This is a genomic window from Thalassospira tepidiphila MCCC 1A03514 (genome assembly GCF_001662875.1).
In the GTDB taxonomy this organism is placed as follows: domain Bacteria; phylum Pseudomonadota; class Alphaproteobacteria; order Rhodospirillales; family Thalassospiraceae; genus Thalassospira; species Thalassospira tepidiphila.
Window position 1 is genome coordinate 34,450 of record NZ_JPVZ01000006.1, and the last position, 16,056, is coordinate 50,505.

Here is a 16,056-nt window from a genome sequence, read left to right on the forward strand (position 1 = left end):
TAAAAACCACCAAAACAAAATATTATGCGGGCACTTTTTCGCCTCTGGCACGTTAACCAGAGCAGCAGAAACAGTAAAAAAGCCCGCATCTAAATGACACAAAGCGCATCTGATTTTCAAAAAGACTTCCAGAGCCAGCTTGAGGAAAAGACACCGAACGAGCCGGAATTTCATCAGGCAGTGGAGGAAGTCGTCGGCTCCATTGCCGGTTGGTATCTTGATCAAACCGAGATGCGCAAAAATGCGGTTCTTGAACGCTGCACGGAACCGGATCGCGTGCTGCAGTTTCGCGTGGCATGGGAAGATGATGACCAACAGATACAGGTCAATCGCGGCTGGCGCATTCAGTTCAATCAATCGATGGGCCCCTATAAGGGCGGCCTTCGGTTTGCCCCGACGGTCAGTACCAGTATCTTCAAGTTTCTCGGGTTTGAACAAACCCTGAAAAACAGCCTGACCGGCTTGCCGATGGGCGGGGCAAAAGGTGGTGCCGACTTTTCACCAAAGGACAAATCCCCGCAGGAAATCGGCCGTTTCTGCCAGGCATTCATGCAGGAACTTTATCGCCATATCGGGCCAGATACCGATGTGCCCGCCGGGGACATCGGTGTTGGCAGACGCGAAATCAGCATCCTTTTTGGTCACTATATCAAGCTGACGCAAAAGTGGACCGGTGCGCTGACCGGGAAAGGTTGCCACTTTGGCGGCAGTGCCGGGCGCACAGAAGCAACCGGCTATGGCTGCATCTATTTCCTTGGTCACATGCTTGATCAGGAAAACAAGGAAATCAAAGACAAACGCATTGCGATCAGTGGTGCAGGCAATGTTGCGCTTCACGCCGCGCGCAAGGCCATAGAACTTGAAGGCAAAGTCATAAGTCTGAGTGACAGCTCCGGCACCATGCACTTTGCCGATGGCATGACAAACGACCTTCTTGATCAGGTTGATGACTGGAAAAACAACCAACGCAAATCGCTGTCAGAATTTGACGGCGGCAAGAATGCTGACTTCCTTGAAGACCAGAACCCCTGGGGGCTTGAGTGCGATATCGCCCTGCCCTGCGCGACCCAAAACGAGCTTGATGAACAAGACGCTAAGCGGCTTGTTGAAAACAAGGTGATGATGCTCTGTGACGGCGCGAACATGCCGCTGACGGCAAAGGCACAGGAAGTATTCATCAACGCCAATGTCCCGCATGCCCCTGGCAAAGCATCCAATGCCGGCGGCGTTGCAGTAAGCGGCCTTGAACAGAGCCAGAATGCGCAGCGTCTGAGTTGGGATACGGAAAACGTCGACAAACGCCTTCGTGAAATCATGTCCAAAATTCACAAAGACTGCATCGAAAACAGTCCGGACGGAAAAATCATCAATTATCGCGATGGTGCCAATCTTGCTTCGTTCAAGCGCGTCGCAGAAACCATGAATGCATTCTGGCTTTCGTAATCAAACCCGGCCGTTGATGCGATTGTAGTTTGCGGCTCTCTCACGACTGAAACCAAGGAGTTTCCCCATGAAAGTTGCCGATATCGCAATCAATTTACTGAGTGATCTTGGCGTCAAACATGTATTTGGCATCCCCGGTGACGCGATCAATGACATTACATTTGCCCTTGAAAACAGGGATGAAATTGATTTTGTCCTTGTCCGCCATGAAGAAGGCGGCGCATTTGCCGCATCCGCCCAGGCAAAACTGACCGGCAATCTTTCATGCTGTGTCGGCACGGCGGGTGGCGGTGCCATCCATCTTCTGAACGGCCTTTATGATGCCCGTCATGACCATGCCCCGGTTCTTGCCATCACAGGCCAGGTTGATTCGGAATTTATCGGCACCGAGTATCATCAGGAAGTTGACCTGAAAAAGCTGTTCGAAGACGTCACCGTCTATTCCGAGACAATCATGGATCCGGCACAGGCCCCGCGTATCCTCAAAGAAGCCTGCAAGGCCGCGATTGAAAATCGTGCGCCCGCCCATGTCTGTATCCCGAACAATATCGCCAGTGCCGATTGCGCCGATGATCCGATCAACATTGCAACCTTGTTGGCGACCCGGGAAGTTTCCCCGTCCAGCGACAACCTTGATCACGCTGCCAAACTGATTGATCAGGCATCAAAGCCCGTCATACTTGCCGGTATCGGTGGTGCCGAGGCAGCCCAAGAGATCTTTGATCTGGCGCACCGGATTGATGCACCGATCGTCAGAACCCTGCGCGCCAAAGACTGGCTTGATGACGACGATCCCATTTGCATTGGTGGGCTGGGCCTTCTGGGTGGCAAACCGGGTCAGGAGTCTGTCGAAGATTGCGATTTGCTGTGCATCATTGGCGCCGATTTCCCCTATCAGGAATTTTTCCCAAAAGATGCCAAAACCATCCAGATCGATAGCAATCGCAGCCAGATCGGCAAACGGCTTGATATTGATGCCCCGTTGATCGGCAGTGCCAAGCTATCGGTGCAAGGCCTTCTGGATCGCGTCACCCCCAAAGACACCGAAACACAGCGCAAACACTGGATCGACAAGGTCAAGGATCAGCAAGACGATTGGTCAAAGATCGAGAAGTCCGACAAAAGCCCGCTTCATCCTGCAAGCGTCATGTCCGCAATCGGGGACCAAGCCGCCGACGATGCCATTTTCCTGGTTGATACCGGAACGACCACAGCCTGGGCCGCGCGGCATTTGCGGGTAAAACGTAACCAGCGTTTCACCCTGTCATCCGGCCTTGGCACGATGGCCTTTGCCCTTTCCGGGGCCAATGGTGCGCAGCTTGCCTATCCTGATCGTCAGGTCGTCGCCATTGCGGGTGACGGCGCATTCAACATGCTGATGGGTGAACTTTTGACCGCAGCCGAATACGACCTGCCGATTACGGCGGTTGTCTTTGACAACAGCAAGCTTGGCTTCATCGCACTGGAACAGGAAGCCAAAGGTCTGCCCGAACATGCAATCGCCTTTAAAAACCCGGATATGGCGGCCATCGCCCAGGCCTGTGGCTGTCTTGGCCTGCGTGCGGAAAACACCAAGGAGCTTTCAAGCGCGCTGTCACAAGCGTTTGCAAGCAAGAAGCCAACCGTCATTCAGGTCCCGGTTGACCCTGACGCCCTGATCATGCCACCAAATCCGACCTTCTCGCAGGCACAGAAATTTGCCGTTGCCAAGGGGCGGGAAATGCTCGAAAAGCTGAGGTCCTAGGCCCAAATGCCCTGATCAATCCTGCTTTATTTTGCAGGTTCAGCTCAGAAAAAAAGCGTGGCAGCAAAGCTGACCACGCTTTTTTTTCGAATATGTTTGTGACTGTTATCCTAGGCGTTTGACGTGATCGACAACGAAACCATCTTCTGACGGATAGCTATTTTCGATCATGGCAAGGGCCTTGGTTTCGTCGCTGGCCGCAACTTCATGAGTTTGAACATCAGCCCAGCGGTCATCAAAGAGGTCGTGGGATCGGTTCTCTTTGACACATTCGCGCACAGCCTGATTGTGCAGTTCAACTTCAAATACGGTTTGGCGATGGCCTGTGAATGCAGACATATCCGCCGCTCTCCTTATATTTTGTTCGCTGGCGCCGCCCAGACGCCAACCTGTCCTGAACCGGGAATCTCAATCACAAGACACCCAACCGTGAGTCTACGTTTCGCACCTTAACGAGCCGTAAATTATCCGGTTAATTGATACTTCCAGATTAATTGCTCCGGTTTCAAGTGCGAATTTGGCATAGGCGCATGACGAATGCCCTGATTCAGGACAAATCGCCGCAAGTGCGCTGCACCATAAAAGCCAGGTTGAAACCGGCCAATTTCACCCACAAAAGAATCTTGGTCGGATCGAAAATGCCGCCTGCCTTCAAACAGCGAAGATGCTGCAGCGCACAGTGCGCGCAATAAAATTACAATGCTGCTTTGGCAAACTCCGAATAATTCCACACCAAAGCAGCCCCTCAACCGAAACGATCTTTTTTGCACATTCGCGGAATTAGAAATTGATCCAACGCACGATGCATCAAACATAAAGGGATAAGCAGGAAACAGCCTGCACCAGAAAAATGATGCTGCCAAGAGGCTGCAAGAGGATGAACGTCTTTTCCGATATCGCCTTTGATGACCACGAACAGGTCGTCTTTGCCAGCGACAAAACCACCGGCCTGAAAACCATCATCGCGGTCCACAACACCAATCTTGGCCCGTCACTTGGCGGCTGTCGCATGTGGCCCTATGCCAGCGAACAGGACGCCATTCATGATGTTTTGCGCCTGTCGCGCGGCATGACTTACAAATCCGCCCTCGCCAACCTTCCGCTTGGCGGCGGCAAGTCGGTCATCATCGGTGATCCCCGAAGCCAGAAGACGCCAGAATTCTTCCGCGCAATGGGTCGCGCTGTCGAGCAACTTGGCGGGCGCTATATCGTTGCCGAGGATGTCGGCACCAGCCCCGAAGACATGGGTCATATCGCAAGCCAGACCAAGCATGTCGGTGGCATCAATGATGGCAAGGATCCGGAGCGCACCGGTGATCCGTCCCCCTTTACCGCCTATGGCGTTTTCATCGGGCTTAAGGAAGCGGTGCGCTTCAAACATGGCAGCGACGACCTTACCGGTATGCGGGTCGCGGTGCAGGGTCTGGGGCATGTTGGATACCACTTGTGCCGGATGCTGCATGCGGCCGGGGCCAAGCTGATTGTTGCGGACCTGAACGCCGCCAGCATGAAGGCCGCCGCCATGGAATTTGGCGCAACCGCGGTTCCGGTTGATAAAATCCTGTCGGTTGATGCCGATATCCTTGCCCCTTGTGCCCTTGGCGGGGTGATCAATGATCGTACTATCGAGGAACTCAAGGTTGGTGTGATCGCCGGTGCGGCCAATAACCAGCTTGAAGATGATCGCCATGGTGAGATGTTGCGCGAAGCCGGGATTTTGTATGCGCCGGATTACGTGATTAATGCCGGCGGTGTCATCGAAGTCTATTACTGCCGCGAAGGCAAAACGGTTGCCGAAACCAACATGCATATCGAAGGCATTGGTGAAACCGTGCGCGAGATTTTTGAACGCGCCAAGGACCAGAACCTGTCGACCGGCTTTGTCGCCGATCGCCTGGCCGAGGAACGCTTTGGCCTGAAAAAGTAACAGTGCTGATCAAGCAGCACCAACCACAAACAACAAAGGCGAGGCCCATGTGGCTTCGCCTTTTTCGTTTTCCTGAATGTCTTGAAGCAGCTTATTCGGCGGCAATCGGTTCGATATTTGCCGTCACAGCCGCTGCATCATCGCAATCGCAATTGCCGCAGGTCTTGGCTTGCAGCAGTTCTGCGCGCATGTGGCAGGCGCATTTGCCACATTGCGGCGCGCAACCATGGAAACGGAAAACTTCCGCCGGACGTGTCGCCCCGCCCTGCTCGGCGGCACGGCGGACGTCTTTTTCCTTGAGCGCATTACAAATGCAGACATACATGGTGCGATTGCAATCAGTTATTAATTACGTATCGACACCTCTAAGATAAATGCGAATGGTTTTCAAACACTTTTGCAACAAACCCGGACAAAAAAATTCCCCGCAAGGCCGAACGCCTGCGGGGAATTTTCGAAAAACTGTTTTATCACAAGGTGATAAAAGTGATCAGGCCTTTGCGATGTGGCTGACCACTTTGGTCACACCTTTGATCCGGCGCACGATCGACAGGACCTTTTCAAGCTCTGCATCGCTTTGTGCCTCGCCCATGATGTAGACGACATTCTGCACCGACTGCCAACGATAGTTGACGGAGCTCACACCTTTTTCGGCCAATAACAATGCCTTGATCTGGCTTTCGATCCAGACGTCGGACACCGACTGGGTTGCCGAATCGGTCGGAACTGCGTTCTTGCCATATTCATCTTCGGCCCGGTGATAGGCATCAATCGTCTCCTGATCGGCGATCACCAGATGGTCATAGACCGTTTTGATCCGGTTATCCTGTTTGACCAGCGACATGACGTCGTAATACTTGCCCTTGGAATCCACCATGCCGGTGACCATGACATTCTGTTCCCAGATGTCGATATTCACATCCATCAGATAGGTGTGATCGACCTTGGAGAACTCGCCAAGGATGCCGGACTTGATCTGGGTATCTTGCCACTGGTCATTGCCGGTGCGGTCTTCCAACGGCATTTGCAGCGGTCCGCAGGCCGCCAGCGGCACAGCCAGCAACGCACATACCGATACCGTTTTCAGAACACGGCCGATGCCGCGGTTTACCTTGATCATTCCTGTTCTCCTTGTTCATGCCTGCCAGACATGGGTCAATCTTCTTGCGTCAGTTCAAACGCCGCAGGACGTCTACTGTTCCGACCAATAGCTATTGCAGCCAATTTTGACGAAAAAAAGCCCGACTGAGCTCAGGCGAGCACATCCTACATCAGAGATCATGAATAAAAGAAAGAAAAATGGACCGGGAATTTCGTCCCGGTCCATCTGAAAGGTCCATCTGGCAGATCAATCTTCTTCCATCGACATCAGCGATGCGTTACCGCCCGCTGCCGTGGTGTTGATCGTGATCGTCTTTTCAGTGGCAAAGCGATGCAGGAATGCCTCATCAGGCAATGCGCCGTCATCCTCGGCCCCGCTATCGGAAATCAGCGACAGGATCGCGCCGTCGCGCTTGGCCAGAAGCTGCTTGAACGACGTCACGCGATCAAGCGATGCCACGCAGGATACCCCGGCGATATCGCCATCATACATAGCACCCAGACCGGTGTTGGTGCCAACCGCCTTGACCAGCTTGGTCGGAAGGCCCGCCTGCTGTGCCAGTGTCGGAATATCGGCAAGCCATTTCTGATCACCCGCAAGGATCACCGCATTGCCCGCGGCAAGGGCGGCCCCCAGATGGCGGATGATTTTTGCCGGTTCGGCGTCCTTGTCCGCCTGGATCAGGTAAACACCACGGCCCTGACAATAAAGATCGTTGGTTTCACCGGTCGGCCCGGGCATCCGGGTTGGTGCGACAAAGCCGTTTTCCGAAAGGGCGGCAAAGTTCGCCACATGATCGGCCCCCGCCATCAGGGCATCATTACCCGATGCATCCATCTTGGCCGACAGCTTTTCAAGGATGGTCACGCGCGCATTGCCGTCAGTTGCCTGCCATTCTTCCTGGGCGGCCAGCATCGCTGCATATTCGTTGGTCGCAATGACATCCTTGACGATGATCGGTGCACGATCGTCTGACACGTCATCATTGGAAATGGTATTTGCCTTCGCAATCGGCTTGGCAAAGCGTTCGACATAGTGCGGACCACCGGCCTTTGGACCGGTCCCGGATTTGCCCTGCCCGCCAAACGGCTGGACACCAACCACCGCACCGATCTGGTTACGGTTCACATAGCAGTTGCCAACGCGCAGTTTCTGCGAAATTTCGCGCACGGTGGTATCAATACGGGAATGGATACCAAGGGTCAGGCCATAGCCCGATGCATTGATCTGATCGAGGATCTTGGGCAGATCGCGCGCCTTATAGCGCACCACATGCACAACCGGGCCGAACACTTCGCGTTCAAGCACATTGATCGACGGGATTTCGAAGCAATGCGGTGCAAAGAAGTTACCCCCTTCGCATTCCGGAAGCATGTCACAGGCATGCAGAAGCTTGGCTTCCTTTTTCATGCGTTCTGCATGGGCTTCAAGCACCTTGCGCGATTTTTCGTCAATCACCGGACCGACATCGATATCAAGGAACTTCGGATCACCAACGCGCAGTTCCTTCATCGCACCGACCAGCATTTCACACAGCTTGTCGGCAATGTCTTCCTGAACAAACAGCACGCGCAGGGCTGAGCAACGCTGACCGGCTGACTGGAAGCCGGAAATGATTGCGTCCTGCACGACCTGTTCGGGCAGTGCGGTCGAGTCCACAATCATCGCGTTCTGACCACCGGTCTCTGCAATCAGCGGCAACGGAACACCCGGGCGTTTTGCCAGCGCCTGGTTGATCACCTGTGCGGTTTCGGTTGACCCGGTAAAGGCGACACCGGCAATGCGCGGATCATTGATCAGCTGATTACCAATCACACGCCCCGGCCCCGGAACCAGTTGGAATGCCGAGCCCGGAACGCCGGATTCAAGGATCAGTTCTGCTGCACGGGCTGCAATCAGTGAAGTCTGCTCTGCCGGTTTGGCAATCACAGCATTTCCTGCTGCAAGGGCCGCGGTCACCTGACCGAGGAAGATCGCAAGCGGGAAGTTCCACGGGCTGATGCAAACAATCACGCCGCGGCCTTCAAGCGGGCTGCCTTCGCGGAAGGTTTCCTCGGCCCGGTTGGCATAATAACGACAGAAATCGACGGCCTCACGCACCTCGGCAACGCCATCGGAATAAAGCTTCCCGGCTTCGCGCTGACAGAGCGCGATGAACTCGTCCATGTTTTCTTCAAGCAGATCACCCAGACGACGCAGTGCCGTCGCGCGTTCACTTGCTGGTGTCTTGTTCCAGGTCTCATAGCCCTTGAGGGCAGCCACGACGGCGGCGTCAATATCGGCCTCGGTCGCCTGAACAAGGTCACCGACCTTTTCATCAAACTTGGCCGGGTTGATGACATCAATCGGGGTGCCCGAAACAAGTTTGCCATCAATCAGCGGGGCGGCGTTCCAGGTCTTGTTCTTGATCTCGGCAAGCTTGGCACTGAGCGGCAACAGCTTTTGCGTATCTGTCAGATCAAGCCCGCGCGAGTTGACGCGACTTGCACCATAAAGGTCAATCGGTGCCGGGATCTTCGGATGGCCTTTGCGCGGAAGGGCCGCCATCTTTTCGATCGGATCGGCGATCATTTCCTCGATCGGCAGTTGTTCATCCTGAATACGGTTCACAAAGCTGGTGTTTGCACCGTTTTCCAACAGACGGCGCACCAGATAGGCCAGAAGGTCTTCATGGGTGCCAACCGGCGCATAGACACGGCACGGAACGTTTTCGCCGTTCTTGTCGACGATCTGCTCATAAAGTGCTTCGCCCATGCCATGCAGACGCTGGAATTCAAAGGTGCGGTCATTGCCGGCCATTTCCAGAACCGATGCCACGGTGTGGGCATTGTGGCTGGCAAACTGGCAATAGAATGCATCGCGACGCGACAGCATATATTTCGCACACGCCAGATAGGACACATCGGTCGATGCCTTGCGGGTAAAGACCGGATAACCATCAAAACCGTTTTCCTGACTGAATTTGACTTCGGTATCCCAATAGGCCCCCTTCACAAGGCGGACCATCATCTTGCGCCCGACCTTGGTCGACAGATCGGCCAGCCATTCCAGAACGTGATAGGCACGTTTCTGATAGGCCTGGACCGCCAGACCATAGCCTTCCCAGCCATCAAGATCCGGATCGGCAAAGACAGTGCCGATGACATCAAGCGACAGGTCGAGACGGTTGGCTTCCTCGGCATCGACGGTAAAGCCGATATCGTATTTCTTTGCCAGAAGTGCCAGTTCCTTAAGCCGCGGGGTCAACTCGTTCATCACGCGATCATAGTTGGCAAAGTCATAGCGCGGATGGATCGCCGAAAGCTTGACCGAAATGCCTGGACTATCAATCGGCCCACGGCCATTGGCAACGCGTCCGATATCGTGAATGGCGGTTTCGTATGCCTTGTAATAGCGATCGGCATCCTTCATCGTGCGGGCGGCTTCGCCCAGCATGTCATAGGAATAACGATAGCCTTTTTCTTCATTCGCCTTGGCGCGCTCGGCGGCCTCGTCAATCGTGCGGCCCATTACGAACTGGCGGCCCATGATCCGCATGGCGTGATTGAATGCCTTGCGAATGACAGGCTCCCCCGAACGGCCGATCATGCGTTTGATCAGACGGCCCGGATCGGCCTTTTCCGCCTTGCCGAATTTGATCACCCGCCCGGTAAGCATCAGCCCCCAGGTCGAGGCATTGACAAAGAAGCTGTCGGAATGGCCGAGATGACTTTGCCAGTCGGCATCAAACAGTTTGTCCTGAATGAGCTTGTCGGCAGTCACCGCATCGGGCACACGCAGCAACGCCTCGGCCAGGCACATCAGGATGACGCCTTCCTTACTCGACAGCTCGTATTCATGCAGCAGGGCATCAATGCCGCTTTTGCCGTTATCGGCACTGCGCACGCGGGCAACCAGTTGATAGGCGCGGTTCTGAACGCGCGCGGTCTGTTCCGGGGAAAGACGCGCTGTTTCGATCAGGCGTTCAACAACGGCCTCTTCATCGGCGCGATACGTGTCACGGATCGTCTGGCGGATTTCATTCGGTTGCGGCAGTTCGGTACGGAACATGTTTAAAAGCCTCTCCCTGATGTTGGACTTTGCCGATCCCGAAGAACGCACATTATTTCAGGCGCTTCGGGGCCTTTTGCACCTCTATGGCGACAGACAATATTATTTCATCCGAAAAATGTGCTGCCATTTTTGGCTAAAATACGATATATCATCCACGATTTTTACATTCGCATAGTCACAAATACTGGCTGGACGCTTAAAATGCAGAAGAACCACAAGAGCCTGGACAAGATCGACAAACAGATCCTCCGCGAACTTCAGAACGATGGCCGCATGTCCAATGTGGAGCTATCACGCCGGGTTAATCTCAGCCCGACACCCTGTCTGGAACGCGTGCGCCGCCTTGAGCAAAACGGCTTTATCACCGGCTATATGGCGACGCTGGATCCGCGCAAGCTTAACCAGTCACTTGTGGTCTTCGTTGAAATCACTCTTGATCGTACCACACCTGACGTCTTTGACGTATTCGCCGCTGCGATCAAGAAGCTCCCTGAAATCGAAGAATGCCATATGGTCGCAGGTGGTTTTGACTATCTTGCGAAACTTCGGGTCGAGGACATGTATGCCTATCGCGAGTTCCTTGAACGGCTATCTTCTGTTCAGGGTGTCGGTCAGACTCATACATATGTCGTGATGGAAGAAGTAAAAGTCCGTCCCGGCATCGTCATTCCCTGATTTTCTTTTTTTGTTGATTCGCAACAACTTAATAGATCAAAATCGCATCCACAAAAGCAGACATCAGATCTGCTGGAAAAGTTGTTGGTTAAAACAAAACGGAAAACGGGTGCAGGAACATGTCTGAAGTCAGCTTCTACTTCGATTTCTCGTCACCTTACGGCTACCTTGCCGCCGAGCGGATGGAAGAGTTCGAAAAACGCCATGGCGTCACGGTCGTCTGGCGCCCCTTCATGATTGGCGCAGCCTTCAAACAGACAGGACAAAGCCCGCTTCTGGATCAGCCGATCCGCGGTCCTTATTTCCGGCACGACATGGAACGCTGCGCACGCCTGCAAAACATTCCGTTCCAAATCCCCAATAACTTCCCCTACGCGGCACTGGTTCCGACCCGTGCTTATTACTGGCTTGAATCGCGATCTCCGATGTTGGCGCGCAAGTTCGCCAAGGATATCTATCGCGGCTATTTTGCCGACGGGCTTGATATGTCCAACCCGGAAAACGTTTTTGCCGCCGCGACCCGCCATTCCATCAATGCATCCGAAATGCGTGCCGCCGTCGAATCCCAGAAATGGAAAGACCATGTCCGCGCTGTCACCGAGGATGCGATCAAGATGGGTGCCTTTGGATCGCCCTTCTTCTTCTACGAGGACGAACCTTTCTTCGGGAATGACCGGATCGATCAACTCGCCCAGTGGATTTCACTGCGCAAACTGACACTTGGCAGCACAACAGACAACCCCGGGCACTAGCCCCCACCAAATGTCGTCGTAGACAGAAGATGAGCTCTTCTGGAAGGCGCAGATCAGCCTTTCTACTTCACGACTTTTTCTTGCACTTTCGTGGTCGACAACCAGGTTTGCGCATTACGTGCAAGAGCTTGGCGGATATCATCGCGTGCAAGCACTTCGTCGATCATGGCGACCGCTTTCTTGCCCCAATCATTCTTGGTGCAAACCACGTGGTAATTAATTTTTTCTGATGCCTCGCGGAATGGGTGGGTGACGATCATCGGGGCGCTATCACCACCAAGACCGTTCTTTTGATTGACCTGATACCACGTCAACGCCCAGGGTGGCGCCAGCGAAAAGTCGACACGTTTCATTTCAATCATCGACAACATCGGCGCCAGGAAATTGGGCGTGGGATGTCGAACGACGCTGTCTGAGTTTGAATAGCGCTGAATGATCCTGTCTGTTTCTTCGCCATACGAAATGCCCGCCCCGATTCCGACGACAAAGCCCGCGTCAAGCAATTGCGCCAGCGAGACCTTGTCATCAATCGCTTCACGGAGCTTTCGGTTATCCGGCGAATACACCAGGTGACTGCTCTCAAGAACCGCGCTTGGCTGCTCGGAAAAATAGACAACCTCTTCGCGCTCAGCGGTCCGGATCAGTCCGGGTACGCAGTAGTTTCCCGTTTTCATCAAGGCAAACAACCGCGCCATATTGGCATGCCCCTTCACCATGTCGGGATCAAGCGACGCACCGAACAATATATCAAGGATCCCGCCATGAAGCCCCTTGCCCGCCAACGGCCCACTACCAATACCAATCGGCGGCACATCGGCCTTAAGCCAATGAATTTCCTGAAGCGTATCTTGCGCATGCGCGGACCTTTGTCCGAAAACCACAGCAACACATGAACAAAAAACCAAACAGATCAAAGTCCGGTATGACATTATTTTTTCGCCCGCATTCCCAAGACAAGATCGATCAAAATAAGGATCGGCTGCGATTTTATGGCGACCACTGGTCGTCTGCAAACAACCCATATGCGCTAAACGCTATGGATGATTTGATAGCATATAGTTAATTTCGGTACTGAAATACCGATTTAATATTGACGTTTACGTAAACTTCACCGATAACAACAGCCATAAACACCCTGCACGCGGGCCGATTTGCCCATAACAAAAAAACGGTGAAAACGGACGATGACGGTACTGAAATCTGCGGTGAACGCCCGTTCCGAAGAATTCCGCAACAATGCCGAACATATGGAAAAGCTGGTTGCGGATTTGCGCGAACAAATCGCTGCGGTCAAACTGGGCGGCGGTGAACGCGCCCGTGATCGTCATACCGGGCGAGGCAAATTGCTGCCGCGTGAACGTATTCGCCAGCTTCTTGATGTCGGCTCCCCGTTTCTGGAACTCTCGCAGCTTGCCGCACATGGCATGTATGGCGATGAAGACGTTCCGGCAGCCGGCATCATTACCGGCATCGGCCGTGTTTCAGGCGTTGAATGCGTAATTGTCGCCAATGATGCCACGGTCAAGGGTGGTTCCTACTACCCGATGACGGTAAAGAAGCATCTTCGCGCACAGGAAATCGCACTCGAAAACAACCTGCCCTGCATCTACCTGGTCGATAGTGGCGGGGCCAACCTGCCCCGTCAGGATGATGTGTTCCCGGATCGCGACCATTTCGGGCGCATCTTCTTTAACCAGGCAACCATGTCGTCCAAGGGCATCCCGCAGATCGCGGTTGTCATGGGGTCCTGCACGGCTGGTGGTGCTTATGTCCCGGCAATGTCGGATGAAAGCATCATTGTCCGCAAACAAGGCACGATCTTCCTCGGTGGTCCGCCGCTGGTGAAGGCCGCCACCGGCGAAGTCGTCTCGGCCGAAGACCTCGGTGGCGCTGATGTTCATTGCAAAACATCCGGTGTGACCGACCATTATGCCCAGGATGACAGCCACGCGCTTTCGATTGCGCGCGATATCGTCAAGAACCTCAATTGGACCAAGAACCCCGGCCTGACCTTGACCGAGCCGCGCGCACCCGCCTATGACCCGCGCGAGATTTATGGCGTGGTTCCAACCGACACCAAAAAGCCCTATGATGTGCGCGAAATCATCGCGCGCATCGTTGATGGGTCGGAGTTTCATGAGTTCAAGGCACAGTATGGCACGACCCTTGTCACCGGCTTTGCCCGTATCTTTGGCTATCCGGTCGGCATCATTGCCAATAATGGCATCCTGTTTTCCGAAAGCGCGCTGAAGGGCGCGCATTTCATCGAACTGTGTGCACAGCGCGGCATTCCGCTGGTGTTCCTGCAAAACATCACCGGCTTCATGATTGGCCGCAAATATGAAAGCGGCGGCATTGCCAAGGATGGAGCCAAGCTTGTCACCGCCGTTGCCACCGCCAATGTGCCGAAATTCACCGTTCTGATCGGTGGATCCTTTGGTGCTGGTAACTATGGCATGTGTGGTCGCGCATACAGCCCGCGCTTCCTGTGGATGTGGCCAAATGCCCGTATTTCCGTCATGGGCGGCGAACAGGCTGCGAACGTTTTGACGCAAATTCGCGCCGATGCCGCCGAAAAGCGCGGCGAAAACTGGCCAGAAGCCGAACAAGAGGCCTTCAAGGCCCCGATACGCGATCAATATGAAGAGCAAGGCCACCCCTACTACGCATCCGCCCGCCTTTGGGATGATGGCGTGATTGATCCGGCTGATACCCGAATGGTGCTTGGCCTTGGCCTGTCGGCGGCACTCAACAAACCGGTCGAAGAAACCCGGTTTGGCGTGTTCAGAATGTGAGGCCGTCATGAGCAATGTAAACACCGATAACATTTCTGATGCCGCCCTGTGTGAAATCGCTGCCAATGGTGTTGCGACCATCACGTTGAACCGCCCCGAAATTCACAATGCATTTGATGATGTCCTGATCAACGATCTGACGGCCAAGATCGAAGCCCTTGATGCAGATCCGGCTGTTCGGGTGATTATCCTGACCGGGGCTGGCAAAAGCTTTTCGGCCGGGGCGGATCTGAATTGGATGAAGCGCATGGCGGGTTATAGCCATGCCGAAAACCTTGCTGATTCCCGCGCCCTTGCCAAACTGATGAAGGTTTTGAATTTTGCGTCGAAACCGACCATCGCACTAGTCAACGGGGCTGCCTTTGGCGGCGGGGTTGGTCTGGCGGCGTGCTGTGACATCGTGATCGCGTCTGACAGCGCCAGCTTCTGTCTGTCGGAAGTCAAGCTGGGCCTGATCCCGGCGGTGATCTCGCCTTATGTGGTTGAGGCCATCGGCGTCAATCAGGCACGGCGTTATTTCCTGACCGCCGAACGGTTTGACGCCCAAACCGCCCAGCAGATCGGACTGGTGCATGAAATCACCACGACCGATGACTTGGCTGCCCGTGGACAGGAAATAGCAAAACTCCTTCTGGCCAATGGTCCGGATGCGATGCATGCGGCCAAGAACCTGATTTACGCGGTTGCCAACAAACCGATTACAGATGCCGTGATTGATGACACGGCCCAACGCATTGCCGATCAACGAAAAACGCCTGAGGCTCAAATGCGCATGACCGATTTTTTGAAGAAATAACCACTGAGCGATCCAATGGACGAGCCAAACAAACTTCCTGATCCAAACAGCTCAGAGCAATCAAACCAGTTGCTCGGTCTTCTCCGAGATCTATTTGGTGATAGCGCTAAAGAGTTGTCCGCCCTTGGAGCAGATTGGATAAGGGCTGCCCGATACAAATCATGGCTCAAAATATATGGCTTGGCGGCAAAATGGGCAAAAGAATCTGACCTTGAAACCCACCAGCCCCCCCTAAAGTTTTTACTCCCATTCATGGAGCACAGCTCACTAGATGGAGAAGACAAAACGCTATCGGAGATGTGGAGTGGTCTTCTATTAAATGCTTCATCATTCTACGAGACGAAGCATGAAACCTACACAAAGCTTCTGTCTCAAATATCTCCCGACGAAGCGAGGTTTTTGAAGCGCCTATTCAACAGTACGTCTTCAAATGCGGTCTATAATTACAACAATTTTTCTGAATTTTTCTCAGACCGACATGAAGATTTCGAAACGTCAGTGCATAATTTCAACATCCCTCACCTAGGGAATGAAGTGAACGACGGTATCGTTACTTTCGTTTTTCATGGGAATTCAATTGCTAGCATTAACAATTTTGTCCTTACCGATTGGCTCGAAGGTCAAATAATGCTGCACCTGAGCAGCTTAGGTCTTGTACGCAACAAGACTGAAAGTAGGCTTGTAGACGGTGATACGTCTTTCGCCTTCTCCTCAATGCTATCCCCGCTTGGATACGACCTCATCAATTCTTGCGAAAGGCCAGAATAAC

Annotated in this window: 13 protein-coding genes; 8 read left to right on the top strand and 5 right to left on the bottom strand. The window is 53.8% G+C overall.

What is annotated here, in order from left to right; all coding sequences use genetic code 11:
• The first annotated feature begins 93 nt into the window (after window positions 1-93).
• Both gdhA and TH4_RS13800 read left to right on the top strand, forming a co-directional pair.
• Entirely contained in the window at window positions 94-1,443 is a 1,350-nt protein-coding gene (gdhA, locus tag TH4_RS13795) for an NADP-specific glutamate dehydrogenase (protein ID WP_064781577.1), read from the top strand.
• Window positions 1,444-1,510: 67 nt separating this feature from the next.
• Window positions 1,511-3,187 carry a thiamine pyrophosphate-dependent enzyme gene (locus tag TH4_RS13800; protein WP_064781579.1) on the top strand — a complete coding sequence of 559 codons (1,677 nt, stop codon included), beginning with the start codon at window positions 1,511-1,513 and terminating at the stop codon, window positions 3,185-3,187.
• A 105-nt stretch (window positions 3,188-3,292) separates the two neighbouring features.
• Here TH4_RS13800 and TH4_RS13805 read toward each other — a convergent pair whose 3' ends face one another.
• Window positions 3,293-3,526, bottom strand: coding sequence for a hypothetical protein (locus tag TH4_RS13805; RefSeq protein ID WP_063088334.1), 234 nt, complete (start codon window positions 3,524-3,526; stop codon window positions 3,293-3,295).
• 538 nt (window positions 3,527-4,064) lie between these two features.
• On the opposite strand from TH4_RS13805, the gene TH4_RS13810 reads away from it, so the two are divergent.
• Window positions 4,065-5,114, top strand: coding sequence for a Glu/Leu/Phe/Val dehydrogenase dimerization domain-containing protein (locus TH4_RS13810; protein ID WP_064781581.1), 1,050 nt, complete (start codon window positions 4,065-4,067; stop codon window positions 5,112-5,114).
• A 91-nt stretch (window positions 5,115-5,205) separates the two neighbouring features.
• Here TH4_RS13810 and TH4_RS13815 read toward each other — a convergent pair whose 3' ends face one another.
• From TH4_RS13815 to putA, 3 genes are all read right to left on the bottom strand, one after another.
• Window positions 5,206-5,439, bottom strand: coding sequence for a (2Fe-2S)-binding protein (locus TH4_RS13815; protein WP_063088336.1), 234 nt, complete (start codon window positions 5,437-5,439; stop codon window positions 5,206-5,208).
• Between the two features lie 165 nt (window positions 5,440-5,604).
• The gene (locus TH4_RS13820) at window positions 5,605-6,234 is read right to left on the bottom strand and encodes a BON domain-containing protein (RefSeq protein ID WP_064781583.1); all 630 of its coding nucleotides are present in this window, start codon (window positions 6,232-6,234) and stop codon (window positions 5,605-5,607) included.
• A gap of 228 nt (window positions 6,235-6,462) precedes the next feature.
• Window positions 6,463-10,266: a bifunctional proline dehydrogenase/L-glutamate gamma-semialdehyde dehydrogenase PutA gene (gene putA / locus TH4_RS13825; protein WP_064781585.1), complete on the bottom strand. Its 3,804-nt coding sequence runs from the start codon at window positions 10,264-10,266 to the stop codon at window positions 6,463-6,465.
• A 204-nt stretch (window positions 10,267-10,470) separates the two neighbouring features.
• On the opposite strand from putA, the gene TH4_RS13835 reads away from it, so the two are divergent.
• Together TH4_RS13835 and TH4_RS13840 are read left to right on the top strand one after the other, a co-directional pair.
• Window positions 10,471-10,944: an Lrp/AsnC ligand binding domain-containing protein gene (locus tag TH4_RS13835; protein ID WP_008890579.1), complete on the top strand. Its 474-nt coding sequence runs from the start codon at window positions 10,471-10,473 to the stop codon at window positions 10,942-10,944.
• Between the two features lie 119 nt (window positions 10,945-11,063).
• Window positions 11,064-11,696, top strand: coding sequence for a 2-hydroxychromene-2-carboxylate isomerase (locus TH4_RS13840; protein ID WP_064781587.1), 633 nt, complete (start codon window positions 11,064-11,066; stop codon window positions 11,694-11,696).
• Between the two features lie 62 nt (window positions 11,697-11,758).
• Here TH4_RS13840 and TH4_RS13845 read toward each other — a convergent pair whose 3' ends face one another.
• A complete protein-coding gene (locus TH4_RS13845) occupies window positions 11,759-12,577 on the bottom strand; it encodes a hypothetical protein (RefSeq protein ID WP_064781589.1) in 819 nt (272 codons plus the stop codon).
• Window positions 12,578-12,880: 303 nt separating this feature from the next.
• Between TH4_RS13845 and TH4_RS13850 the strand changes: the two genes are divergently transcribed.
• Genes TH4_RS13850 through TH4_RS13860 form a run of 3 tightly spaced genes read left to right on the top strand, consistent with a single transcriptional unit; the run spans window position 12,881 to window position 16,055 of the window.
• Window positions 12,881-14,491 carry a carboxyl transferase domain-containing protein gene (locus TH4_RS13850; RefSeq protein WP_064781591.1) on the top strand — a complete coding sequence of 537 codons (1,611 nt, stop codon included), beginning with the start codon at window positions 12,881-12,883 and terminating at the stop codon, window positions 14,489-14,491.
• A 7-nt stretch (window positions 14,492-14,498) separates the two neighbouring features.
• Window positions 14,499-15,287 (top strand): enoyl-CoA hydratase/isomerase family protein, encoded by a 789-nt coding sequence (locus TH4_RS13855; protein ID WP_064781593.1) that lies wholly within the window; start codon window positions 14,499-14,501, stop codon window positions 15,285-15,287.
• Between the two features lie 15 nt (window positions 15,288-15,302).
• Window positions 15,303-16,055 carry an Abi-alpha family protein gene (locus TH4_RS13860; RefSeq protein WP_064781594.1) on the top strand — a complete coding sequence of 251 codons (753 nt, stop codon included), beginning with the start codon at window positions 15,303-15,305 and terminating at the stop codon, window positions 16,053-16,055.
• Window position 16,056 lies beyond the last annotated feature (1 nt).

What these genes read in the sequence shown, in the direction of transcription:
- TH4_RS13815 (WP_063088336.1), bottom strand. Translation starts at nt 5,439, where the DNA reads ATGTATGTCTGCATTTGTAATGCGCTCAAGGAAAAAGACGTCCGCCGT.
- TH4_RS13810 (WP_064781581.1), top strand. Translation starts at nt 4,065, where the DNA reads ATGAACGTCTTTTCCGATATCGCCTTTGATGACCACGAACAGGTCGTC.
- TH4_RS13805 (WP_063088334.1), bottom strand. Translation starts at nt 3,526, where the DNA reads ATGTCTGCATTCACAGGCCATCGCCAAACCGTATTTGAAGTTGAACTG.
- TH4_RS13855 (WP_064781593.1), top strand. Translation starts at nt 14,499, where the DNA reads ATGAGCAATGTAAACACCGATAACATTTCTGATGCCGCCCTGTGTGAA.
- TH4_RS13820 (WP_064781583.1), bottom strand. Translation starts at nt 6,234, where the DNA reads ATGATCAAGGTAAACCGCGGCATCGGCCGTGTTCTGAAAACGGTATCG.
- TH4_RS13860 (WP_064781594.1), top strand. Translation starts at nt 15,303, where the DNA reads ATGGACGAGCCAAACAAACTTCCTGATCCAAACAGCTCAGAGCAATCA.
- TH4_RS13800 (WP_064781579.1), top strand. Translation starts at nt 1,511, where the DNA reads ATGAAAGTTGCCGATATCGCAATCAATTTACTGAGTGATCTTGGCGTC.
- TH4_RS13850 (WP_064781591.1), top strand. Translation starts at nt 12,881, where the DNA reads ATGACGGTACTGAAATCTGCGGTGAACGCCCGTTCCGAAGAATTCCGC.
- TH4_RS13835 (WP_008890579.1), top strand. Translation starts at nt 10,471, where the DNA reads ATGCAGAAGAACCACAAGAGCCTGGACAAGATCGACAAACAGATCCTC.
- putA (WP_064781585.1), bottom strand. Translation starts at nt 10,266, where the DNA reads ATGTTCCGTACCGAACTGCCGCAACCGAATGAAATCCGCCAGACGATC.
- TH4_RS13840 (WP_064781587.1), top strand. Translation starts at nt 11,064, where the DNA reads ATGTCTGAAGTCAGCTTCTACTTCGATTTCTCGTCACCTTACGGCTAC.
- gdhA (WP_064781577.1), top strand. Translation starts at nt 94, where the DNA reads ATGACACAAAGCGCATCTGATTTTCAAAAAGACTTCCAGAGCCAGCTT.